Genomic DNA, 24950 nt, shown 5'->3' with positions numbered 1-24950 from the left:
ACTGTCGCAGCGGATGCCTCTGTCGGATTTCACTGTGACACACATCACATTCCCGATCTGGGAAGGCAGCCCGTCTCCCCGGGGTTGCCGCTCCTGAGCCGACGCGATCCCCACCCCGTCGCGGCCGCCGGTTCCGCGCGGACGGCTACGGGCGATCATGGGGAGGTCGGTGACTGACGCCGCGATCGAGGAGGAAGCATGAAGATCGGGATCTCGCTCATGGACCCCGGCGGGCCGGACGCGCTGCGCAAGCTCACGGACGACGTCCGTGCCGCGGCGGACGACGGGTTCGCCAGCGCCTGGCTCAGCCACATCTTCGGGCTCGACGCGCTCACCGCGCTCGCCGTCGCGGGCGGCGCGGTGCCTGGCATCGAGCTGGGCACCGCCGTCGTGCCGACCTACCCCCGGCACCCCGCGGCGCTCGCCCAGCAGGCGCTGACCGTCGCGCAGGCCATCGGGCGGGGGCGGCTGACGCTCGGCGTGGGCCTGTCGCACAAGGTCGTCATCGAGGGCATGTTCGGCTACCCCTTCGACCGGCCCGCCCAGCACATGGAGGAGTACCTGTCGGCGCTCGTCCCGCTGCTGCACGGCGAGCACGCTTCGGTGCAGGGCGAGACGGTCAAGGCCGAGATCGGGCTGGGCGTCGAGGGCGTCGCCCCGGTGCCGGTCGTGGTGGCCGCGCTCGGCCCCCGGATGCTCAGGCTCGCCGGGGAGCGCGCCGACGGCACCGTCCTGTGGATGACGGGGCCGAAGACCGTGCGCGACCACATCGCGCCGACCATCACCGCCGCCGCGGCCGCCGCCGGACGGCCCGCGCCGCGCGTCGTGTGCGTCCTGCCCGTCGGCGTCACCTCCGACGTCGAGGCGGCGCGGGCCAGGGCCGACCAGATCTTCGAGGTCTACGGGACCCTGCCGTCCTACCGGGCGATGATGGACCGCGAGGGCGTCGCGGGGCCGGGCGGGCTCGCCGTCGTCGGCGACGAGGACGCCGTCGCCGCCCAGATCGACGAGCTGCGCAAGGCGGGCGTCACCGACTTCGGCGCCGCGCCGTTCCTCGGCGGCCCGGACGCCGCCCGCACCCGCGCGTTCCTCAAGAATTTGGTTTCGTAGGGGACTGTCGGATTTTCGCGTGGTTCGTCATGCTCTGCCCTGTGGATAACTCGGACGGGATGTCGCCGCCCGATGGTAAAAACGCAGCGGGAGGTGGGTCATGAACGAACCCATGGCGGTCGTCACGGCGCCCGTCGTCGATCCCCGGCTGCCGGAGGACGTGCGGCGGGCGCTGGAGCGCGACCCGTCGGTACTGCACCCCGGCTCCGGGCCGGTTCCCGGGCTGCCGCTGGGCGGGCGGCGGCCACGGGACTTCGTGTTCGCGCTCTGGCAGGCGCCACTGTGGACGTACCTGCCGGCGCTGGTCGGCACGCTGTACTCCACCCGTGTGCGCAACGCGGCGCTCGCCGCGCAGGTGCTCGTCGTCGCGGCGTTCGCGGTGGCCCCCGAGATCGCGCTCGTCGCCGGGCTCGCGCTGCAGCCCGTCGTCTACGCGTTCCTGGTGAGCCGGTGCGGCGAGGGCGAGGCGGGACGGCTCGCCCGCCTCCACCACGGCCGCTACCTGCGGCCACAGGAGCTCGGCGGCGAACGCCGCAGGCTGCTCGAACGCGCGCGCAAGGCGGTCGCGGCGGTGCTGGGCTCGCGCTCCCAGGCCGAGGGCCTGCTCGACGACATCCGCAACGCCGTCACGCTCCCGCACCAGGTCTGGGAGATCGCCGAGACGCTGTTCGAACTGGACCGGCTCGCGGCCGAGCACCGCGGCGCCGACCCGAACGACCCACGGGTCGCCGAACTGCTCGCGCCGCAGCGTGAGGTGCTGCGGCTGGCCACCGCCTCGGTCAGCGAGCGGATCTCCGCGCTGGAGTCCTACGCCGCCCAGGTGCGGGCCGCCGACGCCGCGCTCGAACAGTGGGAGGTCGTGCAGCGCCTCGCCGCCAAGGGCGACGCCTACCGCGACCTGCTGGCCCGCACCGTCCGCGACGAACTCGCCGTCGCCGAGATCGACGGCCTCACCGAACAGGCGCGCGCCGTCGAGGAGGCGCTGCGCGCCAGCATCGAGAAGGCGCGCAGGGCCGGCCTCGCGCTTGTGCCCGCCCCGGCACCGGAACGGAAGGTCGGCTGATGTCCCCCAAGAAGGTGCGCGCGCAGTACGCGCCGGTCGAGCGGGATCCCTTCTCGCCGGGTGGAAGGTCGCTGCTGGCCCGCGTCCCCTGGCCGGTCAACCTGCTCGGCGCGTTCCTCTTCCTGTTCCAGGTCTTCGTCCTGGTGTCGGTTCTCGCCACCCTGCTGACGCCCACCTGAAGAGCTCCGGCCCGCGAGGTGCCGTGCCGCCGTCCCACAGGGCGGCGGTGGGCCGCGGCGTCACAGTCCGGGCAGCGGGATCCGCGGCAGGATGAGGTCGGAGCCGACGAACGACCACCACAGGCCCAGCAGGACGAGCGTGCCGAGGCCCGCCATCACGGCGCGCCACGGCGGGAGCTGCCCGGTGAAGACCGGCCTGCCGCGCGGGTCGAACAGCGCCGCCGGGTGCACCTTCCCGAACAGCCCGATGGAGGCGATGAACGGCGCGCCGAACGGCGCGACCGAGAGCATGCCCACGGCCCACAGCGCGCCGAAGCTCAGCATGCCCACGGCGATGATGCCCGCCGCGAGCTGCCCGACGGCGATCACCCCGCGCGCCACCTGCCCGATCGCCAGAAAGCCGGTGGCGAGCTGCCCGACCGCCACCACCCCGGTGGCGAGCTGGCCGAAGGCGATGATCCCCACGGCCTCCTGTCCGACCGCGAAGAACCCGACGTCGTCGCCGCCCACCGTCACAATCCGCACCCGCGCAGCCTAACCAACGAACCCCTCTTTTCCCCACCCCCAAAACCCTCACCCCACCCACAAAGCACCACCCTTCACCCCAAAGAAGCCCCACCCGCCCTCAAGCACACGGACACCCGTGGAGGCGGGGAGTGTGAGCGGGGGCTCGGGCGAACCGGGTCAGGGGAGGGTGGCGAGGAGGGTTTGGAGGGTGGGGCCCAGGGGGGCGTCGAGGCGGCAGAGGGCGTCGGGGTCGGAGCGGGTGGGGCCGCGGTTGATGATGAGTACGGGGATGTGGTGGGCGGCGGCGTGGCGGACGAAGCGGCGGCCGGAGTGGACGGTGAGGGAGGAACCGAGGACCAGCAGGGCGCCCGCGCGTTCGGTGAGGGCGTAGCACTCCTCGACGCGGGGGCGGGGCACCGTCTCGCCGAAGAAGATCACGTCGGGTTTGAGCACGCCCGCGCAGGAGGCGCAGTCCACGGGGGTGAAGGAGGCCGTCTCAGCGTCGGTGAGCGACACGTCGCCGTCGGGGTTGACCAGGCCGGGCCGCGCCTCCCAGGAGGGGTTCACGGCGCGCAGGCGGGCGTCGAGCAGCGCGCGGGAGGTGCGCGCGCCGCACCCGAGGCACACGACACGGTCGAGCGAGCCGTGCAGCTCCACGACCCGCCGCGACCCGGCGGCCTGGTGCAACCCGTCGACGTTCTGGGTGATCACGGCCGCGACGAGGCCGCGCCGCTCCAGCTCGGCGACGGCACGGTGGCCGTCGTTGGGCGCGGCGCCGCGCATCCGCCGCCACCCGAGGTGGCTGCGCGCCCAGTACCGCCGCCGCGCCTCGGCGCTGCCGGTGAAGGTCTGGTACGTCATCGGCGACGACGGCCGGGAGCGTCCCGTCTCGCCCCGGTAGTCCGGGATCCCCGATTCCGTGGACATCCCGGCGCCGCTCAGCACCACGACCTCGCCGTCGGCGACGAGGTCGGCGAGCAGCGCGGCGTCCACCTCGTCCCCCACCGTGTCCGACCGGGCCCCGAGGCGTGTGTCGTTCAACTCCGGACTCCGTCGGGAGCGCCCGACACCGGCGCGGGGGTGGCCGCGCCCATCAAACGCGTGCCCTGTCCGTACCACTCCCTCATGGTGCCGCACGGAACTCGATGCCCGGCCCACGTCCGCGTCGGCCCGCGCCGGTCAGTCGTTCTGGGCGGCCTGGCGGGCCGCGATCTGGGTGCGCACGTCGTCCATGTCGAGTTCGAGGGCCTTGCCGACGAGTTCCTTCAGGGCGGGCTCGGGCAGGGCGCCGGGCTCCGCGTAGAGGATGATGCCGTCGCGGGCCACGACGAGGGTCGGGATCGACGTGATCTCGAACGCGGCGGCGAGCTCCCGCTGGTCCTCGGTGTCGACCTTGCCGAAGATCGCGTCGGGGTGCTCCTCGGAGACCCGCTCGTAGATCGGCGCGAAGCTGCGGCACGGGCCGCACCAGCTCGCCCAGAAGTCGACGAGCACCAGCCCCTCCCGGCCGAACGCCTCCTCGAACGTCTCCTTGGTCAGCTCGACCGTGGCCATCGCCGTCTCCTTCCCTCAGCCGGTTCCGCGGCGGTCCGGCACATGCCGGGTGCAACCACCGCCGGACGCGTCATGTTCCCGCAGGGCCCTACCCGAACATTCCAGGAGAACTCCCCCGCAGGGCGTCGATGTTCGTGCCCCCGAGCCGCCCGCCGCTCGCCCCGGGCGCGGCCGACGGCCCGGCGTGGCGAACCCCGGTGGGCCGGGGCCGCCCCGAGCGAGGCGGGAGGGTCAGGCGGCGAGGGCGAACGCGGGCGGCGCCGTGGCGAGCGCGACGCGGGCGCGCCGCTGCCAGGCGCGGCCGTAGGCGCGGCGCGCGGTGAGGTCGAGGGCGCGCAGGAACGCGGCGGCCGAGTGCGGGCGAGCCTGCGGCTCCTTGGCCAGCCCCGCCGCGACGAGCGGCTGGAACGGGCCGGGCACGTCCGCGTACGGGACGGGGCTGTGCAGGTGCTGGGCGGCCAGTTGGGCGAGGTAGCGGGCCGGGTAGGGGCGGACGCCGGTGAGGCACTCGAAGAGGACGGCGGTCGCGGCGTACAGGTCCCAGGAGGGTGCGGCGGGAAGCGCCTGCCACTGTTCGGGCGGCATGTAAGCGGGCGTACCGATCGGGGCGGTCTCGGCGCCCTCGGTGACGGCGATACCGAAGTCGATGAGGGTGACGTCGCCGCGATCGGTGACAAGGAGGTTGCCGGGCTTGAGGTCGCGGTGGACGATCCCGGCCCGGTGCGCGTCCTCCAGCGCGCGCAGGGCGCCCCGGAAGACGAGGAGGGCGGCCTCGCCGGGCAGGCTTCCGCATCCCGCCAGCAGGGACTTCAGGGTGCGTCCGGGGACGTGGTCCATGACGAGCGCCGCGCCGCGGTCCGCCTCGACGTAGTCCAGGAGCCCGACGACGTGCCGGGAGCGGAGCGACGACAGGTGCCCGGCCTCCGCGGCGAAGGCGGGCCGCTGGTCGGGGTCGGTCAGGTACTTGACGGCGGCGTGGCGTCCGTCGCGCTCGCGCACCGCCGCCACGACCCGCCCGTGGGCGCCCTCCCCCAGCGTCTCAAGGGTGGTGTAGCCCGGCACACTCCAGCCGTCGTCCATGGTTCCGGTCTCCTTTCGACCGAAACCAGCATCCGTCATACGAAACACCCGCGCCTGAGCACGATGTACCGGTCTGCCCGGAGCGTCGGGACAAACGCCTCACCCGACATGGGACGCATAAGCCCAGGAACTATGCCAAATTCCACAAATCTCCCTACGGCAAGAGGGGATCAACAAGGAAGGGCGCACGGGAGCCCCCACCGGTTTTCCGGCGGCGCGGGCCGGGCAGGGTGCCGGATATGTCGGTCATCGAAGCGGGGCCCGCCGTCGCCGTCGAGGAGGAGTTCCTGCTCGTCGACGCCGCCTCGGGCGGTGCGGCGGCGCAGGTGCCGCACGCGCTCGCGGACGCCGGCGGCACGGTGCGGCGGGGACGGGTGGTGGCCACGGCCTCCGCCCCGGGCCTCGGCGCGCTGCGCAGGTCGCTCGCGGAGTCACGGCGCCGCCTGGCGGCCGCCGCCGAGCGGGAGGGCCTACGGCTCGTCGCGGCGGGCACCCCCGTGCTGCCCTGCCTCGATCCGCCCAGACCGGCCCGGAGCGCGGGGCCCTACGCCGCGCTGGCGGCCGACCATCACGTCTGCGGATGCCGGGTGCGCGTGAACGTACCGGACAGGGACACCGCCGTGGCCGTCGTCAACCACCTCGTCCCCTGGCTGCCGTCCCTGCTCTCCCTCTCGGTGAACTCGCCTTACGACAGGGGTTCCGACACCGGCTACGGGAGTTGGCGGACGGTCCTGCTGTCCCGGTTCCCGGGCGGCGGGCTCCCGCCGCACCTGGGCTCGGCGACCGAGCACGACCGCAAGGTGGACCGGCTGGTGGACTGCGGCGTCCTCACCGACCCCACACAGACGTTCTGGGCGGCCCGCCCCTCGCCCGACGGCCCCGGGGTCGAGGTGCGCGTCGCCGACACGGCGGGCACCCTGGACGAGGCCGTTTTCCAGGCCGCGCTCACCAGGGCCCTGGTGCGGGTCGCCCTGGGGCTGCTGGCCGGGGGCCGGGAGGCGGGTCCGGTGGACCCGCAGCTCGGCTCCGCCGCCCTGTGGACGGCGGCCCGTTACGGCATGTCGGGCTTCGCGCTCGACCTGCGGCGCGGCCGCCGGATCCGGGCCGCCGAGGCCGTCTCGACGCTGCTGGGGGCCGTCCGGCCCGCGCTCGCCGACACCGGCGACCTGCCCGAGGCGCGGCGGCTGTGGCGGTTCCTGCGCGACCACGGCACCGGCGCCGACCGGCAGCGCCGGGCCTCGGGCGACGGACCCCACGCCGTCCTCACGATGCTGGCCGCCCAGACGGTACCGGCGGGCACCGTCCCGGCGCAGGCGCCGCGCGGCTAGTCGGATAACGCCAGACAAGTCAGCCTTTCCACCCCCTTGTCGATTCTTGGGGCTTTCCGGCCGGTCCGCTGTGCCGGTGTTGTCCCGCTGGTCACGAGAGTGGAGATATGGCCGTGACGACAGCCCCTGCGACGACCGAGTCCGCGCGGCGCCAAGCCGAGGTGGCGGCTGACGCCGCCGTGGTGCGCGTCATGGCGGTCGAGGACGCCTCGCGGCTGCGCGAGGTAGCCGCGCTCTTCGCCAGGGTGTGGGCGAGCAAGCCCGGCGCGGGGCCCCTCCCGTCGGACGCGCTGCGCGCCTGCACGCACGCGGGCGGCGTCGTCCACGCCGCGCTCACCTCAGACGGCGTGGTGGGTGCCAGCGCCGCGATCTGGGGCCCGCCGGACGCCCGCGACGTCTACTCCCTCATCGCGGGCGCCGACCGGACCTGCCGGGGCGTCGGCTACGCGCTGAAGCTCGCGCAGCGCGCCTGGGCGCTGGAGCGCGGCGCGGCGACGATCAGCTGGACGTTCGACCCGCTCATCCGCCGGAACGCGTGGTTCAACCTGGGCAAACTCGGCGCGCACGCGCCCGAGTACCTCGTCGACTTCTACGGCCCGCTGGAGGACGCCTTCAACGCGGGAGACGAGACCGACAGGCTGACCGTCCAATGGCCGCTCGCCCGCTTCGATCCGGACCACGTGCCCGGCTTCGAGCCGCGCCCGGAGCCGTCCCTTGAACCGGGCCCGGACGGGCTCCCCTTCAAGGCTCGTGGCAGGGACGCCGTCTGGTGCCGCATCCCCGAGGACATCCTTGCGCTGCGCGCGGGTGACCCCGCCCAGGCACGGGCCTGGCGGCACGCCGTCCGCGCCGTCTTCCTCGCCGCCCATCCCCTGGCCGCCACGTCCATCTCGCGTGACGGCTGGTACCACCTGACGCCGCTCGTCTGAACGACGTCAGCGGGCGGCCAGAGGAGTGGGCAGAGGCAGCCGTGTCAGGAGGAACGCCAGGACGGCCGCGCAAGCCGCCGACGCGTAGGCGACGAACCAGCAGTGCGGCATCAGCGGGCGGCACCCGAAGAAGTGGCTGAGCCCGGGGATCTGGACGACCGCGGCGAGCACCGTCAGCGAGAACACGCCGGAGGCGAGCACCAGCGGGTCCCTGCCGCCCGCGGCGATCGTCTGGAACAGCTGGGTCGCGACGAGCGCCACGAGGCCCGTGGTGGACGCCTGGAGCCGCGAGCCGCCCGAGTGGCCGAGCAGGAACGCGACGAACGCGGAGGCGGCGGTGGTGACGCCGCGCACGCAGATGTCGTGGGTCAGCGCCGCGCCGAGCGACCGCGACGGCCCCTCGGCCAGCAGGTCGGCCTTGGTGACGCGGTGCGGCGGCCGGACGGCGAGCGCGATCGCGGGCAGCAGGTCGGTCAGCATGTTGACCAGCAGGAGCTGCCTGACGTTGAGCGGACTCGCGCCCATGAGTATGCCCGTGCCCACGGTGAAGCCGATCTCACCGAGGTTGCCTCCGAGCAGCACGGCGAGCGCGTCGCGGGTGGAGCGCCACATCGCGCGGCAGTCGGCGATGGCCTGGGTGATGGTCTCGATCCGGTTGTCGGTGATCACCACGTCGGCGGTCTCGCGGGCGGCGGGCGAGGCGCGCTCGCCCAGCGCGATGCCGACGTCGGCGAGGCGGATCGCCGGGGCGTCGTTGGCGCCGTCCCCGGTGACCGCGACGACCTTGCCGAGCGCGTGCAGCGCGCCGACCGTCCTCGCCTTCTGCGCGGGCGTCATCCTGGCGAAGACCGACACGTCGGACAGCTTCCGCGCGAGTTCGGCGTCGCTGAGCGCGTCGAGGTCGGCGCCGGTCATGCGCGCGCCGTCGAGGAGGCCGAGGTCGGCGGCGATCGCCTCGGCGGTGCTGGGGTGGTCGCCGGTGATCATGACGATGCTGATCCCCGCCGCGCGCAGCCTGGCGACGGCCGCGGCGGCGGTGGGACGTACCGGATCAGCGATGCAGAGCAATCCGAGGAAGGCGAGCCCCTCCACACGCTCTTCGGTGAGCGACCCCTGCGGCGCGGGCCCGTCCGCGACCGCCAGGACCCGGTAGCCGCGCCGCGCCAGCGCCTCGATCTCCTCCTCCACCCGTGCGCGCGCGGCGGCGTCGAAGGGACGGTTCTCGCCCTCGCGCTGCCAGGTCGCGCACTTGTCGAGGACGACCTCCGGCGCGCCCTTGACGCTCAGCCACCGGCCGTCCGGTGACGACCCCAGGACGGCGTGGTAGCCGCGCGCGGGCTCGAAGGGCAGTTCGTCGAGCCGCTTCCACGGCTCCATGCGCGCGGCGAGGCCGAGGTCGTCCACGGCGTGCATGACGGCCCGGTCGGTGGGGTGCGGAGGCCGTTCGGCGAGGTCGGGCCCCGCCCTCATGGCCACCCCGACGACTTCGAGGAGCGCGTCGGGGAGGTCGTCCACCGGGGCGCTGGTGACGCCGTCGGAGACGACGCGGAGCCTTAGCCTGCCCTCGGTGAGTGTGCCTGTCTTGTCGAAGCAGAGCACGTCCACCCGGCCGAGCGCCTCGATCGTCGCGGGGTTGCGGACGAGGGCGCCGCGCCGGGTGAGCCGCCGCGCGGTGGCCAGTTCGGCGGCCGTCGCCACAAAGGGCAGCCCTTCAGGCACCGCCGCGACAGCGAGGCTGACTGCTGAGCCGAGCGCCCTGGCGAACGGCTGGCCGCGCAGGAGGTTGGAGCCCAGTAGCGAGATGCCTGCGGCGAGCGAGACCGGCAGGGTGACCTTGGTGAGCTCGCGCAGCCGCCGCTCCACGCCGGTCTCGCGGTACTCGGCCCCGGTGAGGTGCGCGGTCCGGCCGACCTCGGTGGCCGCGCCGGTGGCCACCACGACGCCCACGCCCTCGCCCGCGGCCACCACGGTGCCCTGGTAGAGCATGGAGCGCCGCTCGGCCACCAGGGGCGAGAAGCTGGGCTCGGCGGCCTTGGGGACGAGCTGGGACTCGCCGGTGAGGCTCGACTCGTCGATCTCCAGGTTGTCGGCGCTGAGCAGCCGGCAGTCGGCGGGCACCGCGTCGCCCGCGGTGAACCTGACGATGTCGCCGGGCACGAGTTCCTCGGCCGCCTCGGTCCTGTCGCCGTCCGGGCGGGCCACCCTGACCTTCACCGCGCTGCGGTCCACCAGGCCGCGTAGGGCGCGGTCGGCCCCCATCCGTTGCAGGCCGGACAGGAAGGCGTTGGTCGCCAGGACGACGCCGATCAGCGTCGCGTCGGTGACCGACCCCACGACGGCGGAGACGCCCGCGCCCAGGGCGAGCGCGGGGGTGAGCGGGTTGTCCAGCTCCTCCAGGGTGAGCCGGGTGAGGCCGTGCTCGGCGGGACGCTCGTGGGCGAGGGTGCCGCGCCGCTGTTCGGCCTCGTCCTCGGTGAGGCCCGCTTTCGCCGTCTCCAGGTGGTCGAGGACCTCCGCGACGGGCCAGGCGTGCCAGGGCGTCCGGTCCACCGACAGGGGGGTGGGGCTGCGGGAGAAGCCGAGCCCCGCCCAGGTGCCGTGCGCGAGCGCGGACAGGCCCGACAGGTCCACCGCGAGCTGCGCCCTACGGGCGGACGAGGCGGCCGGACCCGCAGCCGACAGAAGCGCGCCGGTCACAGAGCCGAGCTTCGCCGTGCGCGCGCTGCGGCGGCTGTTCTCCCGGGCGCCCGGGACCGTCTCCAGGAGAAGGCACGCGCCTTCGAGGCCGGGGCCGCACAGGACGTCCGCGTCCCACGGAGGCGGCGCGCCGTGGGTGACGAGACCCACGCCGACGTCGGCCGCGGCCAGGGCCGCCCCGTCGTCCGGCGAGATCACGACGACCACGTGGCCGTTCTCCTGGGTCGCGCGGACCGACTCCACCAGCGGCCCCGGACGCACGCCGTCCACGCGCAACCGCTGGTCGAGGCCGCGCCCGTCGCCGCCGACCATCACCAGGCCCGCCTTGCGCGCGGCCAGCACGAGCGCCTCGGCCGTCGGATGCAGCTCCGGGACGACGGAGACCAGCGCGGCGGGCTCGTCGGTGTGTTCGAGGAGCAGCACCGTCGCACCCCTGCGGCGCAGCCGGGCCAGCCGGTCGGAGAGGTCGGGGTCGTCGTCGAACAGGCCGGAGCCGCGACTGAGCGGGCTCGTCATCCACGCGCCGTCGCGGGCCAGGGCGCGGGGCCGGGAGAGGTCGGTGAGGGCGTGGGCCCTGCCGTAGAGCTCCTCGACGGACCACCGGGACGCCACGGGCACCACCTCGTCGATCACGAGGCGGCCGGTCGTGAGGACCCCGGCGTCCAGGAGGACACGGTCCACCCGGTCGAGGCCGCGCAGCGCGGCGGAGTCGAGCACGAGAGCGTCGCGCTCGGCCAGCGCGCGCGCGACCTGGCCGCAGAACGCCTCGCGGCCGAGCCGGGCCGCCTTCGGCACGCCCGCGACGAGTACCCCTTCGGCGCGCTCGGGGCTCCGCGTGAACGCGTAGGCGCCCGCCGTCGCCGCGAGCGTGACGGGGGTGCTCCAGCGCATCGTCTCGACGGGGCCGTCCGGCAGGGGGACGGGCCGTGCCTCGCGCTCGGAGGAGTCGGCCCGATAGGAGCCGGGCTCGGTCAAGCGGTCCGCCCTGCGCAGCCAGACGGCGCGGCGGGAGCGCAGCTCGGCGACGTGCGAGGCGCGCGTGGCGAACGACAGCAGCAGCCCCACGGGCTGCGCCGCGAGCACCTGGCTGACCACGAGGCCGACGGACATGGCGTTGTCGGTGACGGACTTGCCTATCGTGCGTTCAAGGACGGAGCGCAGAGGCGGGTTCACGTCGGTGAGGGCGATTACGGCCGAGACGCCCGGCGGCAGCATCGCGATCCGCAGGGCCGCCGCGACCGTCGCGACGCCCCACCCGGCCAGCGCGGCCGCCGCGTGCGTCGTCTCCCGGACGAGCGCCGCGGCCTCGGCCGGATGGTGCGCGACCGGCGCAGGCGGCTCGTCGTCGCACCCGAACTCGCCCTCGACCTGCGCCACGACGTCCAGCAGCACGTCCTGCGCGACCCCGTCGTGGACGACGAGGACCCGGCCGAGCACCCCGTTCACCTCGGCGCGGGCGACGCCCTCGACGGCCTCCAGCGCCGTCTCAAGGGCGTCGGCGAACTTCTCGCCGACCTCGCCCCGCACCGCGAAGTCGCTGTGGCCGGCCACGCGGTGGTGGACGTCGCGGTCGCCCGACGCCGTGGCGACGAGCCTGACGGCGGCGTACGCGCCGCGCGCGGTGTCGACCGGGATCCGTCCGACGGCTGTCGCGATCCCGCCCGCGAGCGCGGGCAGCCCGACGACAGCGCCGAACGCGCGCCGCAGCACCATGGCTTCCCCCGAAACGGACCGCCCCTCCCCCGTGGGCGTCCCGTGTGTCTTCCATAGCCCGTGCCGGGCGACTTCATGCCCCAGGCTCGGGCAAGATCACGCAGTGCCCGGGTCAGGACCGGTGGTCGCCGCGCAGCACCCGGGCGATGAGTCCGTCGCCGGTGCCGTCCTCGAAGCCGCCGTCGCCGAACTGGCCGTAGCCGGTGCGCGCCCACAGCGAGGACGTCGCGTAGTAAGGCAGCGGCTTGGCTCCGGAGGTGTCCAGCAGCGCCTCGGGCGGCCGGTGGCCGCGCACCGCTTTGGCGCACGCCTGGCACGCCTCGACCTTGATGGCGTCACGGGTGCCCAGGCGGCGCCACGTGACCATGCCGGTGGCGTCGCCGTGCAGGGGGTTGAAGAAGCACAGCGCGCTCGGCGGGATCTCCTTGCGGCCCGCCGCGCGCGCACGGGCCGACGCCAGGGCGTCCTGGCCCCGGTCGACCAGGACGAGCACCCCGGCCAGGTCGGGGACGCCGCGCGCCTCGTCGAGCACCTTGCCCGCCGCCTGGTAGGCGTCCAGGGCGAGCGCCAGAAGCTCGCGCGCGCGGGCGTCGCCGGAGGACACGGCGGCGGCGTCCACGAGTTCCCCGAAGGCGACGACCGCCTCGGCGGCCTGCTTGCGCAGCCCCTTCTCGTCGGCCTTGCGGGCCGTCTCCAGGGTCGCCCGCGACAGGATGAGCGGATGGCTGTGCTGCGGCTCGGGACGACCGGTCCGCCTCCACCGCCACACGGCGAGTCCCGCCACGGCGGCGACGCCGAGACCGATGGCGGTGACGCGTAGGGGAGATGTCTCCCCTTGGTCGTTGCGCGTCAGCTTCTCCACCGGGTTGGGGGTGGAGCGTAGGTGCGCCGTGGCCTTCTCGTACTCGGCCACGCCGTTGCCCGCGGCGATCAGTTCGACGGCCTTGAGGAGCCGGTCGGCCAGGACGGCGTTGTCGAACTCGTCGAGGAAGAACGGCACGCGGGCGGCTGAGGAGGCGGCCTCCTGCTCCTCCTCCGTGCCTCCGAAGCGGCGCGCGCGGAACTGCTGGTAGCCCTCCATCGTGAGGTACACGCCGTCGCGCTTGAGCCTGTCGTGCACGACGGTGATGAGCTCTTCGGTGTCGCTCCAGGTGCCGCCGTCCACCAGCGGCACGATGATGACGTAGATAGGCATCGGGGCGGCTTCGATGGCCGCCAGGAGTTCGGCGCGGCGGCCGTCGGGGAGCGCGGACTCCAGGGACGGGTCGAGGTGGACGGGCGAGCGGCGCAGCGCCCGCGCGATCCTCTCGCCGGGGGACGGTTCAGACACCGAGCGACTCCAGGACTCGTGCGGCGAGGTCGGGGCGCCCGCCGAAGCCGCGCTGCCAGCGGCCGGGGACCAGCGGGTAGCGGCGGCCGTCGGGGACGCGCAGGACGCTCCGTTTGAGCTTGCGCGCGGGCAGGTCCGCGCAGGACGCGCACACCCGGCCCGCCGGGTAGGCGTCGCCGCGTAGGGTGCGGGCCGCCACGGCGCGTCCGTGCAGCGGGTTGGCCTGGCAGAAGGCGGGCGCCTCAGGCAGGTCCTCGGCCAGCGCGAGGAGCCCTTGCCTGCCCAGGACGACAACGCCGACGTAGTCGAGCGCGGCGTTCTCCTCCGTCTCGCGGAGCGCCTCGTCGGCGAGCAGGACCGCCGCGTCGTAGGCGCGCAGCGCGGCGCCCGCGCCAGGGCCGTCGTCGGCCTTCGCCAGCGCGGCGGCGAGGTCCCTCAGGGCGCGGCGTGAAGCGGCCCGGAGGTAGCGCCGGCTCGGACGTGCGGGGGCGGGCTGCTCACGCCGTCGCAGGGCGTAGAACCTGCCCACGGTCCAGAGGGCGGCGACGGCCAGGGCGAGCGCGGGGCCGAGGAGGAGGACGCCCGCCGAGAACGGGCCCCAGAAGGCGGGCTCGCGAGGCGGGGACTTCTCCTTCGTGAACGACGGGAGCTCGACGGGGCCGCTGGGTGCCTTCGCCTCAGCGGACGGGGCCGCCGCCACCTCGTCGAAGGTCCGGGAGACGCGGATGAGCAGGTCGGCGAAGGGCCGCGCCCAGTCGGCGGGGCGGCGGATCTCCCAGTCCACGAAGTCATAGCCGAAGTACCGGGGCACCCCGTAGGCGTCGCCCGCGAGCCTGCCGTCGTGGTCGATGAGCAGATAGACGCCGTCCTCGCCGAGCCGCTCCCGGACGCCGTCCACCAGCAGCTCCTCGCGTCCGTTGGCCTCGCTGTCGCCCGTGTTGGGGACGGCGAAGACGAACACGCGGGCGCCGAGCCGGGTGCCGAGCTCGTCCATCTCGACGCGGAGCTCGCGGCGGGTCACCGGATCGAAGGCGTCGGTCAGGTCGGTGTCCACGAACAGCGGGTCCTCGCGCAGCGCCGCCGCGATCCTGTCCCAGCGCGCGGTGGCGCCCGGAGGCACCTCGGCCGAAGCGGGGGCCGCGCCCAGCACCGTCAGGGCGGCGACGAGCAGGCACAGGGCGCGCCGTCCGACCGCGCTCATCGGCGCTTCCCCTTGCGCTTGCCGCCCTTGTTCCCGGCGGGCTTCGCCGGGCCGCGCGTAGGCGGGATGCGCGCGGGTGACGCCGAAGCCCGGCGACGCCCTCGGACGGCGCTGACGAGCAGGGGCACGCCGACGAGCAGCGCGCCGACACCGGTGCCCGCGGCCATCGCCGCCATCTCCGCGCGGTCGCGGGCGTCGCTCCTGCTGACGTAGCGGGGGGCCGGGGTGCTCGCGGCGATGCGGGCCGCCGGGTCGGGGGCGGCGAGGATCTGGCCGAACCGCTCGATGTGCGCGGCGGGCCCCGCGTCGTAGCCCAGTTCGGACCGGGCGGCGCGCCACGCGTCGAGCACGGGCAGGGAGCCGCCGTAGTGGCGCGCCTCGCCGCTGCCGGAGGTGTCGGTGACGAGGTAGACGCCGTCCTTCCCGAGCCTGTCGTGCAGGATCGGGACGAGCTCGCGGGGCCGCTGGTGCCCCTCGAAGAACAGCCCGGACGGGACGACGACCACGTAGTACGGCACACCGAGGGGTTCCAGCGCGCTGACGATCCGCGCCTTCGCGTCCGGTTCCACCGCGCGCGGCGCGTGGTCGGTGATCTGGACGGGATCCTTGGCCAGCGCCTCGGCGACGAGGTCGGCGCGGCTCTTCGGCTCGGGGGGCGCGGCGGAGGCAGGGGCCGCCACAAGACCGCCCAAAAGGACGAAAACGGCGATAAACCCCAAGCGCAACACGCCGGGCAGTCTAACCAAGACCATGACGTGCCGCCGGTATCGGTTCAGAAGATGATGAACAGCGCGGCCACCGCCACCACCGCGTTGGCCAGGGTGATCATGAGCGCCCGGCGCGCGTCGCCCGGCCTGCGCCCCGGCGCCCGCACCGACCTGCTGACCGCCCAGACGCCCACCGCGAGCGCGAGGATCAGCACCCCCGCCGCCGGGGCCGCGCGCACCACGGCGGCGCCGAGGGCCGCCAGCGAGATCGCGGTGCGCAGCCAGGCCAGCTCGGTGCGCTCGCCGGCCAGCCCGGGATCGCTCTCCCCGGCCTCCAGACCGCTCACACGGCCCTCACGCGAGCACCGCGGACAGGGTGACCACCCCGGCCGCCAGGAACGCCACGAGCGTGATCACGCCCGCCAGGAGCCGGGGCAGCGCCGACGGCGGCAGCGGCGCGCCACGGCGCAGCGCCCGCTGGTTGCGGCCCCACTCGGCGTACCCGGCGACGGCGACCGCGCCGCCCAGCACGATCAGCGGCACCGCGAGCAGATGCCTGCCCCACGGGACACCCGGGAACGGCGGCAGCAACTGCGCGATGGCCAGGCCCGCGACGACGAGCGCCAGGCCCGTCCTGCTCCACGCGAGGAACGTCCGCTCGTTCGCGAACGTGAACCGCACGTCGGGCTCTGCGCCCTCCTTACCGTCCCCCATCAGGCCATCTCCCCGAGAGCGTTCCAACCCCTTATGTTTCGACTTATTCGACCACGGCCCCTGCGGCGTCGGGCTTCCGTCCCCGGTGACGGCGCGTGTCAGCGCGGCCGTAGATCGACGCGGCGCAGGAGTTGCGCGTTCAGCGCCACCACGATCGTCGAGGCGGACATGAGCAGCGCGCCGACCGCAGGACCGAGGCTCACCCCCGCCCACGCCAGGACGCCCGCCGCCAGCGGCAGCGTGACGATGTTGTAGCCCGCCGCCCAGGCGAGGTTCTGGATCATCTTGCGGTAGGTGGCCCGCGAAAGCCGGATCACCGAGGTGACCGACCTGGGGTCGGACGAGGCGAGCACCACACCGGCCGACTCGATAGCCACGTCGGTGCCCGCGCCGATCGCCAGGCCGACGTCGGCTCGGGCCAGGGCAGGCGCGTCGTTCACGCCGTCGCCCACCATCGCCACCTTGTGGCCGCGTTCCTGCAGCTCGGCCACCTTGCCGTCCTTGTCGGCGGGCACCACCTCGGCGAAGACCTCGTCGACGCCCAGCTCGGCGGCGACCGACCTGGCCACCGGCCACGCGTCGCCGGTGATCATCCCGATCGTCCGCACGCCCTCGTCGCGCAGGCCGCGCACCGCCTCGCGCGCCTCCGGCCGCACCTCGTCGCGCAGCGCGAACGCCGCCTCGGCCTTCGGCTCCGCGCCCTCCCGCACCAGGTACAGGACCGCCGCGCCCTCCGCCGACCACCTTTCCGTCTCGGGACGCAGCCGTTCGGGGACGCCCGCCCCGGTGTCCTTCAGCAGGCCGGGTCCTCCGACGGCGTAGGGCGTGCCGTCTATCTCGGCAGTGACGCCCTTGCCGGGGAGGGCGCGGAAGCCCGTCGCGGAGGCGGGGCTGTCGGAAGCCCTGACCAGGGCACGCGCCAGTGGGTGTTCGCTCTCGGACTCGACACCTGCGGCGAGAGCCCGTGCCCGTGCTTCCGGGACGCCGTCCGTGACGACCCCTGTGACGGCGTGCTCCCCCTTCGTCAGGGTGCCCGTCTTGTCGAACAGGACGGTGTCCACCGTGCGCATCCGCTCCAACGCGAGCCTGTCCTTGATGAGGATGCCCGCCTTGGCCGCCACCGCCGTGGACAGCGCGACGACGAGGGGGATGGCCAGGCCGAGCGCGTGCGGGCAGGCGATGACGAGCACGGTGACGGTCCGCGTCACCGCCTCCTCGATGTTCCCGATGACCGTCCAGACGACGAACGTCACCACGGCCGTGGACAGCGCGACGTAGAAGAGCGCGGCGGCGAACCTGTCGGCCAGCACCTGGGCCCTGCCGCGCGACGCCTGCGCGCGCGCGACGAGCCGGGCGATCCCGGCCAGCGCGGTGTCCTCGCCCACGGCGGTCACCCTGACGCGCAGCGCCGAGTCCGTCGCGACGGTGCCCGCCACGACCTTCTCGCCTACGCCGCGCGCGACCGGCCGGGACTCCCCGGTGATCATGGACTCGTCCATCTCGGCGGCACCCTGGGTGACCTCCCCGTCGGTGGGGACGCGCCCGCCCGGCCGCACCAGCACGGTGTCGCCCAGCCGGACCGAGGACGCGGGCACCGCCTCCAACCCGCCGTCCGCGCCGACGACCTCCGCCTCGTCGGGCAGCAGCGCCGCCAGCGCCGACAGGGCGCCGTGCGCCTGCCCGACGGCCTTCATCTCCTGCCAGTGTCCGAGCAGCATGACCGCGATGAGGGTGCCGAGCTCCCACCAGAAGTCCATGTGGAACCAGCCCACGCTGCTCGCCAGCGAGGCCGCGTAGGCGACCACCACCGCCATTGAGATGAGCAGCATCATCCCGGGCGCCCTGTCACGCACCTCCCGCGCCGCCCCCACCAGGAACGGCCACCCGCCGTAGAAGAACACCGCGCTCCCGAACACCGGCCCGATCAGCCACGACCCGGGAAAATCCACCCGATACCCGAGCCACTCCTGAAACAGCTCGCTCACCAGCACCAAGGGCACCGACAGCAGCACACTCCACCAGAACCGGCGCCGGAACACCTCGGGATCGTGCCCGGCGTGCGCGTCATGCCCGCCGTGCGCGCCGTGCGCGCCGTGCCCGGCCTCGTCGGGGTTCGGGGGTGTGCCGTGGGTCATCGGGGTCGCCCTTTCCGCCGCCGACGGGTGTGTTCTTCGGTGTCCCTACCCCGTTGCGCCGGTACGTGCTCTTGGTCCGGTTTCGGCGGTGCACGTCGGGCGGCTCGGGCGGCGACGCGCCTGTGATCGTGGGCCACAGTTCGTGAAAATCCCATTACTCTCGGGAGACCAGTATGTAACTTCAGAGGATGCGCACCTGCTTCCGCACCGAAGAGGACGGGGAGTACCGGGCCGCCCGCGACCTGATCGTCCGTAGATGTCTTGTCTGGGCGCGGGACAAGGGTGTCCGGCTCATCCCCGACGTGGTCGAGGCGGCGCTGCAGTTCCGGCACGAGTGCGCCGACGGACGGCTGGGGTTCTGGCGGGCGCGCGAGGTCGAGGCGTTCCTGCTGGAGTGGGTGCCCGAGCGCGTCGCCGCCGAGCCGGAGGACCTCGCGTGCGTCCCTGAGACGCTCCGCGCCCTCCTGCGCTACCTGGACGCCGCCGGGCTGCGCGATCCCCGCGCGGGCGCGCTCACGGCCGTCGAGGAGGCCATCGACGGCGCCCGCGCGGCGTTCGAGGAGGCGGTCCGCGACCCGGAACGCTACGGCGTCGCCAAGTACTGGAAGCTCGTCGCCGCGCGGCACGGCATCCCGCTCGTGGACGGGCTCGCGCTGGAACGCCTCAAGTCGGGCGTCTCGGCGGGCCGCATCCCGCACGACCGCGAGCTGCTCATCCGGCTCGCGACGCGGACCCGTCCTCCGATCCCGCGCTCCGTGCCCGCCGCGCCGTGCGTCCTGCCCGGCGATGACGAGTTGCGCGAGGCGGCGCGGCGGGTGCCCGTCGTGCGCGCGCTGACGGCCCTCGCCCAATGGGCGGGCCCTGAGGGACGTGCCTTGGCCTCCTCGGGAGCGCTGCTTCCGGACGACGCGGAGGAACTCGTCACGCTGCTCGAAGGAGCGGGCGTGCGCGGCGGCCCGGAGTGGGTGCCCCTGCTCGTCGTGTGGGCGAAGCGGACAAGGCTGGTGCGCGTGCGCAGCCGTCGGCTGTCCGCCGTCGCCAGGGCCGCGCCGCTGCTGGACGATCCGCTCGCCCTGTGGCGCGCGGCCTTCACCGTGTTCCCTGAGCTGGCCGAGGAGGTGTGCACCTCCTTCTCGGTCCTGGGCACCGACTTCGCCTCGGCCGTCCCCGAACTCCTCATGGCGCTGTACGGGCTGCCGCTGCCCGTCCCGCGCCACCGGGTGGAGGACAAGGTGTGGGGCTACTGCGCGGCGCCCTACGACCTCACCCGGATCGACGGCGCGCGGCGCAACCAGTGGCGCGACGCGATGGACCTGGATCTGGCCCGCACCCTGCGCGCGCTGGGCGACCTCGGCGTCCTGGAGTTCCACGGCGCGGTGGCGGCCGTGGAGGGGCGGGTCAGGGAGGGCGCGCGCCACGGAGTGCCCGGAGGCGTCTCGCTCACCCAGCTCGCGGCCTCCGCCGTCAGGGGGATGCTGCTGGAGGCCGGTCGGGAGTGCGGCCTCATGGGCGAGCTCGTCGGAGCACGTCCCGCCGAGCTGCTGGGCGTCGTCGCCGAGCACTATCCCGCCGACGCCCGGCGGGTCGAGATCCGGGGCTGGCTCGCCGCGCACGGGCACGACGTGACGGCGCTGCTCGACGCGGTGCGCGCCTGCCCCTTCCGCAACCGCGCACTCGTCCTCCTGGACGTCCTCATCGACGCGCTGGCTGAGGGGCCCACCCTTCTGGTCTCCCTACGCGCCGACCCTCTGCTCGCCCCGTCAGCGCTCACCTCGCTCCTCCGCAGGGGTCTGGTCCCCGCGACGGCGCTGACGCCCGACGAGCACCTCCTGTGCCTTACCGACGGCCTGCTGCGCTTCCTGGAGATGGCGGGGCCCGAGCCCGTCAGGGCCACGCTGGCACGCGACTACCCTCCGCCCGAGCTGGCGCTGCTCGCCGTCGACGTGCTCGCGGCCCCGCACCCCGACACCGCCGCCCTCGCCGACCTGCGCGCGCTCGTCTTCGAGCCGCTCCTGGAACCGCGCGGACGGCACGCCCCACACGCCCTGGGCCCCTCCCCCGGTTGATCGTCCCGCCCGATCCGGATACCTTCGCCGTGGACCGGGGGGCGCGGCACGGCCCGTCCCCGTCCTCCTTCGCGCAGGCGATCACCGGGGCGCACGCCGGCACCGGGGTCCCGCAACTCCCGGAGCACACCCTGTCCGCCACTCATCCCCTCGTCGACCTCGCCGCCCTGTGCGCGCCCGACCTCGTGCCCGCGCTGCGCACGCTGCTCGCGGGCGCGCCCGCCCCGGCGAAGGTCCAGCTCGCGCTCGACGACCCGGCGGTGCTGCGCGTCGAGCTGGCCAGGGGCCTGCGCGGGCTGGCCGTGCGCCGCCACCTCGACGGCGACGGGCAGGGCGAGATCACCGCGCTCGGCCTGCTCACCCGCGTGCTGCAGCCATCGGGCGGCCGCGCCCTGGCCGACGCCCTGCGCGACCTCGCCGCCGCGCACGCCGCCTCCGGGGACCTGGAGGCCGCCGTCTCCGCGCGTGGCCGGGCGTTCCGGCTCCTGGAGGCGATGGCCCGCGACGACGAGCGGCTGTGGCCCGAGGTCCTCATCGACGCCGAGGAGTACACCGGACTCCTGCACGACGCCCTGCGCCCGACGGACGCGACGGTCGTCAGCGGTCGTGTGGCGCGCGCGCTGGAGCGGCTGGTGGAGTCGGGCCGGGAGGGGCTGCGCCCGGAGTACGCCCGGAGCCTGCGGCTGTGGGGCGACCGCCTCGCGGAGGACGAGGAGTGGCGGCAGGCCGCCGACACCGTCCTGCACAGCGTCCAGGAGTTCCGGCGGGTCGGCGACAGGTACGCCGCCGCCCTGGGCCTGTCCCGGCTCAGCGCCCTCCAGACCGTCCTCGACGACCCGGAGGAGGCGCTGGCCAGCGCGCGCGGCGCGCTCGCCGAAGCAGCCGCCCTGGAGCACGCCGACCCCGGCGACTGGCGGATGAGCGTGTGCATGGCGACCCACTCCGTCGCGCGGCGGCTCTCGGCGCTCGGCCGCGAGGACGAGGCTCTGGACGCCCTCCTCTCGGTCCGCGCCCCGTTCGAGCTGCTGCACGAGGAGGCCCCCGAGATCCACGCCTCCTACGCCGACTACCTGGAGGACCTCTCCGCCGCGTGCGCGGCCGCGGGCGCCGTCGAGGAGGCCCTGGAGGCCGCTGAGGCGCTCGTGGAGGCGCGCAGGGCGGCCGTGGACACCACGGGCGACCTGCCGGGCCTGGCGCTGGCGCTGCTGCGCCTCGGGGAGCTCCAGCGCCCGCTCGGCCACGTCGGGCGGGCGGCGGAGTCGGCGCGGGAGGCCGCCGAGGTCTTCGCCGCGCACGGCGACGCCGAGGGCCGGGTGCACGCCCTGTGCGTCCTCAGCGACCACCTGGCCCTGCTCGACGGCCCGCCCGCCGCCGCCCTGGAGCACGCGGAGGAGGCGGTGGAGCAGGCCCGCGGCCTGGGCGGCCGGTCGCTCGGCGAGGCGCTCACCGTGCTCGGCAACCGCCGCGAGGACGCCGGTGACGTCTCCGGCGCGTTCGAGGCGGCGGCCGAGGCCGTCGAGGTGTTCCGCGCGCTGGACGCCTCGCCCGGCTGGATCGCGCCCGCCCTGCACCACCGCGCCGCGCGCGCACGGCAACTCGGCGAGCACGACCTCGCGCTCGACTCCGCCCTGGAGGCGACCGCCCTGTACCAGGACCTCTACGAGGACGACCTGTCCTACGGCCTCGTCCTCGCCGAGTCCCTGTGCCTGCTGGGCCGACTCCGTGAGGCCGAGCGGCGCTTCGAGCACGCGCTCACCGCCGCCGAGCGCGCGGTCAGCCTGCTGGAGCGGCTGCACCACCCCGACTTCCCCCGGGTTACGGTCTGCCTGGCGATGTCCCTGCGCGACGCGGCGCGCCTGCACGAGCGGATGGGCACGCAGGACAAGGCGCTCGTCCTGGCGCGGCGCGCCGTCACGCTGTACGGGGAGCTGGCCAAGGACGATCCCGTGCGGTTCCGTCCGCCGCTCGCGGACGCGTGGCGCACCCTCGGTTCCTGCCTTTCCGGGCTCGGCCACGACGAGGACGCTTACACGGCGGCGCTCTTCGACGTCGACCTGCACCGTGAGTCCGGCGACCGTACGGGCCTCGCCCACGCGCTGTGCTCGCTGGGCCACAGGCACGAGGCCCTGGGCCGGACGGACGAGGCGATCGCCGTCACGCGGGAGTCCCTCGACGTCCACGAGGAACTCCTCCTGCTGGAGGGCGGCGACCCCCTCCCCACGGCGCGCACGGCGAGCCGCCTGGCGGAGCTGTTGGCCCCGGAGGACGCCGTCGGCCTGCGCGAGCGCGCCATCACGCTGTTCACCGACGCGGAGGAGGACACGGAGGCGACGGCCGAGCTTCTGCGGCTGCTCCGCGACCGTGCCCTCGCGGGCGACGACGTCGCCGAGACGGTGTCCCGCGTCAGCGCCCAGGAAGACACCGTGGAGGCCGTGCGCGCGCTGACGGCCGTCGCAGACAGGCTCATCGGAGACGGCGAACTGGAGGGCGCGGAGGCCGTCCACACCCAAGCGCGCGCGCTTTGGGACATCCACCTCCTGGAGCGTCCGGGCACCCCGGCCGGGCCCGCCGCCGCGCTGTGGGAGACGGAGGCGGCCCTCAAGTCCAGGTTCGGCCTGCCCGACGCGGCGGCCGACGCGCAGGCCATGGCGCTGGAGCTGCTCGAACCCCTGTTGCGGCCGGGCCGGCACCGTCCGGCCGAGCAGGACGGCGCGCTCGCCCGCTCCCTGGCCCGGCTCGCCGCCTACCTCGCCGACGCCGACCGGCCCGCCGAGGCGCTGCCGCACCAGGCCCGCGCGACGGGCCTGTACGAGTCCCTCGCGACCCGCTTCCCCGGCCACAGGCACGCCCTGGCCGTCTCGCTCGGGGCGCTCGCCGACCTCCAGGCCCGCACGGGCTCGCCGGAGGCCGAGCGCACCCTCGCGCGCGCCACGGCCCTCTCCTCCGCGCTTCCCGAGGACTGAGACACCGCTCTCGTCGTGCCCTTCCGGGGTGTCTGTGACTCTATTCACACAACCAAACGCTTGCTAGGCTACCGGCATGATCTCCACGATTGTCTGGGGCACCGGCAATGTCGGCCGGGCCGCCATCCGGGCCGTGACGGCCCATCCGGAGCTGGAGCTGGGCGGCGTGATCGTGCACAGCGACGAGAAGGTCGGCCGGGACGCGGGCGAACTGGCCGGGCTCACCCGCCACCTCGGCGTCGCCGCCACCTCCGACGTCGCCGCCGCACTCGCCGCGCGCCCCGGCGCCGTCGTGTACTGCGCGTCCGGCGACATCCGCCCCGACGACGCGCTCGCCGACATCTGTCAGGCGATCCGGGCGGGCGCCGTCGTCGTCACACCGTCCCTCTACGCCCTCTACGACCAGCGCAACGCCCCCGCCGAGACGCGCGAACAGGTGCTGTCCGCGATCGCCGACGGCGGCGGCTCGCTGTTCGTGTCCGGCGTCGACCCGGGCTGGGGCAACGACGTGCTGCCCGTGCTCGTCAGCGGCCTCGGCTCCACCATCGACGCCGTCCGCTGCCAAGAGATCTTCGACTACACCACCTACGACCAGGAGGACTCCGTCCGCTACCTGGTCGGCATGGGCCAGCCGCTGGACTACGAGCCGCCGATGCTCGCCCCGACCGTCCCGACGATGGTGTGGGGCGGCCAGGTCAGGCTCATCGCGCGGGCCCTCGGCGTCACGCTGGACGAGGTACGCGAGGTCGTCGAGAGGCGGCCCCTCGAAACGACGGTCAGCACCAAGGCGATGGGCGACTTCGAGGCGGGCACGCAGGGCGCCGTCCGGTTCGAGGTGCAGGGCATCGTCGAAGGCGAGCCGCGGATCGTCATCGAGCACGTCACCCGCATCCACCCGTCCTGCGCGCCCGACTGGCCGACCCCGCCGGACGGCGACGGCGCGCACCGGGTCGTCATCGAGGGCGACCCGCGCATCGAGGTCACCGTCGAGGCCGTGGACGAGCACGGCAACCGCTCGGCGGGCGGCAACGCCACCGCCGTCGGCCGACTCGTCGGCGCCATCGACTGGCTCGTGGAGCACGACCCCGGCCTCTACGACGCCCTGGACGTCCCGCTGCGGCCCGCGGTGGGCAAGCTCGGAAGGAAACCGTCGTGAACATCGACATCCCCGACGGCAAGGACCCCATCCTCTACGTGTGGGGTGAACTGGTGCCCGGCATCGGGCCCGCCGCTTCCGCCTTCTCCCTCTCGGTCTACGAGCACACGACGCTCGGCCTGCGCGAGTTCGAGGCGGCCCGGCTGCGCGTCGCCCAGATCAACGGCTGTGTCTTCTGCCTGGACTGGCGCACCGAGCGGGACGGCGAGAAGGTCGAGGACGCCTTCCTCGACGCCGTCTCGGACTGGCGCACCACCGACGCGTTCGACGAACGCACAAGGCTCGCCGCCGAGTACGCCGAACGCTACGCCACCGACCACCACAACCTCGACCCCGAGTTCTGGGACCGCATGACGGCCCACTACACCCAGCTCGAAGTCGTCGAACTCAGCATGAGCATCGGCTCCTGGCTGGCCTTCGGCCGCCTCAACCACGTCCTGGGCCTGGACACCATGTGCGTCCTCCCACGCCCCACCTGACCCCTCCCCCACCCGCGCGGGGGGCGGCCCACCCCCTGG

General features: G+C 74.5%; 20 protein-coding genes. 9 read left to right on the top strand and 11 right to left on the bottom strand.

The features are described from left to right. Window positions 1–198: 198 nt before the first annotated feature. From LO762_RS02180 to LO762_RS02170, 3 genes are all read left to right on the top strand, one after another. Window positions 199–1110 carry a TIGR03564 family F420-dependent LLM class oxidoreductase gene (locus tag LO762_RS02180; protein ID WP_230611964.1) on the top strand — a complete coding sequence of 304 codons (912 nt, stop codon included), beginning with the start codon at window positions 199–201 and terminating at the stop codon, window positions 1108–1110. Between the two features lie 100 nt (window positions 1111–1210). Continuing rightward, a complete protein-coding gene (locus LO762_RS02175; RefSeq protein ID WP_230611963.1) occupies window positions 1211–2173 on the top strand; it encodes a hypothetical protein in 963 nt (320 codons plus the stop codon). Continuing rightward, the gene (locus tag LO762_RS02170; RefSeq protein WP_230611962.1) at window positions 2173–2352 is read left to right on the top strand and encodes a hypothetical protein; all 180 of its coding nucleotides are present in this window, start codon (window positions 2173–2175) and stop codon (window positions 2350–2352) included. Before LO762_RS02175 ends, LO762_RS02170 begins: the two co-directional genes overlap by 1 nt. Window positions 2353–2412: 60 nt before the next feature. Here the strand turns inward: LO762_RS02170 and LO762_RS02165 are convergent, their stop codons facing one another. The 4 genes from LO762_RS02165 to LO762_RS02150 all read right to left on the bottom strand — a co-directional run bounded on the left by LO762_RS02165 (window position 2413) and on the right by LO762_RS02150 (window position 5493). Then, complete coding sequence (locus LO762_RS02165) at window positions 2413–2877, bottom strand: hypothetical protein (RefSeq protein WP_230611961.1); 465 nt, start codon at window positions 2875–2877, stop codon at window positions 2413–2415. Between the two features lie 159 nt (window positions 2878–3036). Next, window positions 3037–3900, bottom strand: coding sequence for an NAD-dependent protein deacetylase (locus LO762_RS02160; RefSeq protein ID WP_230611960.1), 864 nt, complete (start codon window positions 3898–3900; stop codon window positions 3037–3039). Window positions 3901–4038: 138 nt separating this feature from the next. Beyond that, on the bottom strand, window positions 4039–4413 hold the full coding sequence (locus tag LO762_RS02155) for a co-chaperone YbbN (protein WP_230611959.1): 375 nt from the start codon (window positions 4411–4413) through the stop codon (window positions 4039–4041). Between the two features lie 231 nt (window positions 4414–4644). Next, on the bottom strand, window positions 4645–5493 hold the full coding sequence (locus LO762_RS02150; RefSeq protein ID WP_230611958.1) for a serine/threonine-protein kinase: 849 nt from the start codon (window positions 5491–5493) through the stop codon (window positions 4645–4647). A gap of 239 nt (window positions 5494–5732) precedes the next feature. Here LO762_RS02150 and LO762_RS02145 point away from each other — a divergent pair, with 239 nt between their 5' ends. Both LO762_RS02145 and LO762_RS02140 read left to right on the top strand, forming a co-directional pair. Next, on the top strand, window positions 5733–6821 hold the full coding sequence (locus LO762_RS02145) for a glutamate-cysteine ligase family protein (protein WP_230611957.1): 1089 nt from the start codon (window positions 5733–5735) through the stop codon (window positions 6819–6821). A gap of 113 nt (window positions 6822–6934) precedes the next feature. Then, window positions 6935–7750, top strand: a complete 816-nt coding sequence (locus LO762_RS02140; protein ID WP_230611956.1) for a GNAT family N-acetyltransferase — start codon at window positions 6935–6937, stop codon at window positions 7748–7750. 6 nt (window positions 7751–7756) lie between these two features. On the opposite strand, the gene LO762_RS02135 is transcribed toward LO762_RS02140, so the two are convergent. The 7 genes from LO762_RS02135 to LO762_RS02105 form a co-directional block, all read right to left on the bottom strand. Continuing rightward, window positions 7757–12160, bottom strand: coding sequence for an HAD-IC family P-type ATPase (locus tag LO762_RS02135; protein WP_230611955.1), 4404 nt, complete (start codon window positions 12158–12160; stop codon window positions 7757–7759). Window positions 12161–12272: 112 nt separating this feature from the next. Further along, window positions 12273–13490 (bottom strand): hypothetical protein, encoded by a 1218-nt coding sequence (locus LO762_RS02130; protein WP_230611954.1) that lies wholly within the window; start codon window positions 13488–13490, stop codon window positions 12273–12275. Then, window positions 13483–14691, bottom strand: coding sequence for a hypothetical protein (locus LO762_RS02125; RefSeq protein WP_230611953.1), 1209 nt, complete (start codon window positions 14689–14691; stop codon window positions 13483–13485). The genes LO762_RS02130 and LO762_RS02125 overlap by 8 nt, the downstream gene beginning before the upstream one ends. Then, complete coding sequence (locus LO762_RS02120; protein WP_230611952.1) at window positions 14688–15371, bottom strand: hypothetical protein; 684 nt, start codon at window positions 15369–15371, stop codon at window positions 14688–14690. The genes LO762_RS02125 and LO762_RS02120 overlap by 4 nt, the downstream gene beginning before the upstream one ends. Before the next feature lie 92 nt (window positions 15372–15463). Beyond that, window positions 15464–15745, bottom strand: a complete 282-nt coding sequence (locus LO762_RS02115) for a DUF202 domain-containing protein (protein ID WP_230611951.1) — start codon at window positions 15743–15745, stop codon at window positions 15464–15466. 7 nt (window positions 15746–15752) lie between these two features. Continuing rightward, window positions 15753–16112 (bottom strand): YidH family protein, encoded by a 360-nt coding sequence (locus tag LO762_RS02110; RefSeq protein ID WP_230611950.1) that lies wholly within the window; start codon window positions 16110–16112, stop codon window positions 15753–15755. A gap of 98 nt (window positions 16113–16210) precedes the next feature. Continuing rightward, complete coding sequence (locus LO762_RS02105; protein ID WP_230611949.1) at window positions 16211–18247, bottom strand: copper-translocating P-type ATPase; 2037 nt, start codon at window positions 18245–18247, stop codon at window positions 16211–16213. Between the two features lie 188 nt (window positions 18248–18435). On the opposite strand from LO762_RS02105, the gene LO762_RS02100 reads away from it, so the two are divergent. The 4 genes from LO762_RS02100 to LO762_RS02085 all read left to right on the top strand — a co-directional run bounded on the left by LO762_RS02100 (window position 18436) and on the right by LO762_RS02085 (window position 24911). After that, the gene (locus LO762_RS02100) at window positions 18436–20313 is read left to right on the top strand and encodes a hypothetical protein (protein WP_230611948.1); all 1878 of its coding nucleotides are present in this window, start codon (window positions 18436–18438) and stop codon (window positions 20311–20313) included. Window positions 20314–20342: 29 nt separating this feature from the next. Further along, window positions 20343–23276 carry a tetratricopeptide repeat protein gene (locus LO762_RS02095; protein ID WP_230611947.1) on the top strand — a complete coding sequence of 978 codons (2934 nt, stop codon included), beginning with the start codon at window positions 20343–20345 and terminating at the stop codon, window positions 23274–23276. 76 nt (window positions 23277–23352) lie between these two features. Further along, window positions 23353–24432: a dihydrodipicolinate reductase gene (locus LO762_RS02090; RefSeq protein ID WP_230611946.1), complete on the top strand. Its 1080-nt coding sequence runs from the start codon at window positions 23353–23355 to the stop codon at window positions 24430–24432. Then, window positions 24429–24911: a carboxymuconolactone decarboxylase family protein gene (locus tag LO762_RS02085; RefSeq protein ID WP_230611945.1), complete on the top strand. Its 483-nt coding sequence runs from the start codon at window positions 24429–24431 to the stop codon at window positions 24909–24911. Before LO762_RS02090 ends, LO762_RS02085 begins: the two co-directional genes overlap by 4 nt. Window positions 24912–24950 lie beyond the last annotated feature (39 nt).

It is taken from the genome of Actinocorallia sp. API 0066, assembly GCF_020991275.1.
Lineage (GTDB): Bacteria > Actinomycetota > Actinomycetes > Streptosporangiales > Streptosporangiaceae > Actinocorallia.
This window is presented reverse-complemented; position numbering and strand designations above follow the sequence as displayed.

Bases quoted from the DNA above. Each gene is read 5' to 3' on its own strand.
- LO762_RS02105 (WP_230611949.1), bottom strand. From the start codon at position 18,247: ATGACCCACGGCACACCCCCGAACCCCGACGAGGCCGGGCACGGCGCG.
- LO762_RS02145 (WP_230611957.1), top strand. From the start codon at position 5,733: ATGTCGGTCATCGAAGCGGGGCCCGCCGTCGCCGTCGAGGAGGAGTTC.
- LO762_RS02175 (WP_230611963.1), top strand. From the start codon at position 1,211: ATGAACGAACCCATGGCGGTCGTCACGGCGCCCGTCGTCGATCCCCGG.
- LO762_RS02170 (WP_230611962.1), top strand. From the start codon at position 2,173: ATGTCCCCCAAGAAGGTGCGCGCGCAGTACGCGCCGGTCGAGCGGGAT.
- LO762_RS02090 (WP_230611946.1), top strand. From the start codon at position 23,353: ATGATCTCCACGATTGTCTGGGGCACCGGCAATGTCGGCCGGGCCGCC.
- LO762_RS02180 (WP_230611964.1), top strand. From the start codon at position 199: ATGAAGATCGGGATCTCGCTCATGGACCCCGGCGGGCCGGACGCGCTG.
- LO762_RS02150 (WP_230611958.1), bottom strand. From the start codon at position 5,493: ATGGACGACGGCTGGAGTGTGCCGGGCTACACCACCCTTGAGACGCTG.
- LO762_RS02110 (WP_230611950.1), bottom strand. From the start codon at position 16,112: ATGGGGGACGGTAAGGAGGGCGCAGAGCCCGACGTGCGGTTCACGTTC.
- LO762_RS02155 (WP_230611959.1), bottom strand. From the start codon at position 4,413: ATGGCCACGGTCGAGCTGACCAAGGAGACGTTCGAGGAGGCGTTCGGC.
- LO762_RS02125 (WP_230611953.1), bottom strand. From the start codon at position 14,691: ATGAGCGCGGTCGGACGGCGCGCCCTGTGCCTGCTCGTCGCCGCCCTG.
- LO762_RS02135 (WP_230611955.1), bottom strand. From the start codon at position 12,160: ATGGTGCTGCGGCGCGCGTTCGGCGCTGTCGTCGGGCTGCCCGCGCTC.
- LO762_RS02100 (WP_230611948.1), top strand. From the start codon at position 18,436: ATGCGCACCTGCTTCCGCACCGAAGAGGACGGGGAGTACCGGGCCGCC.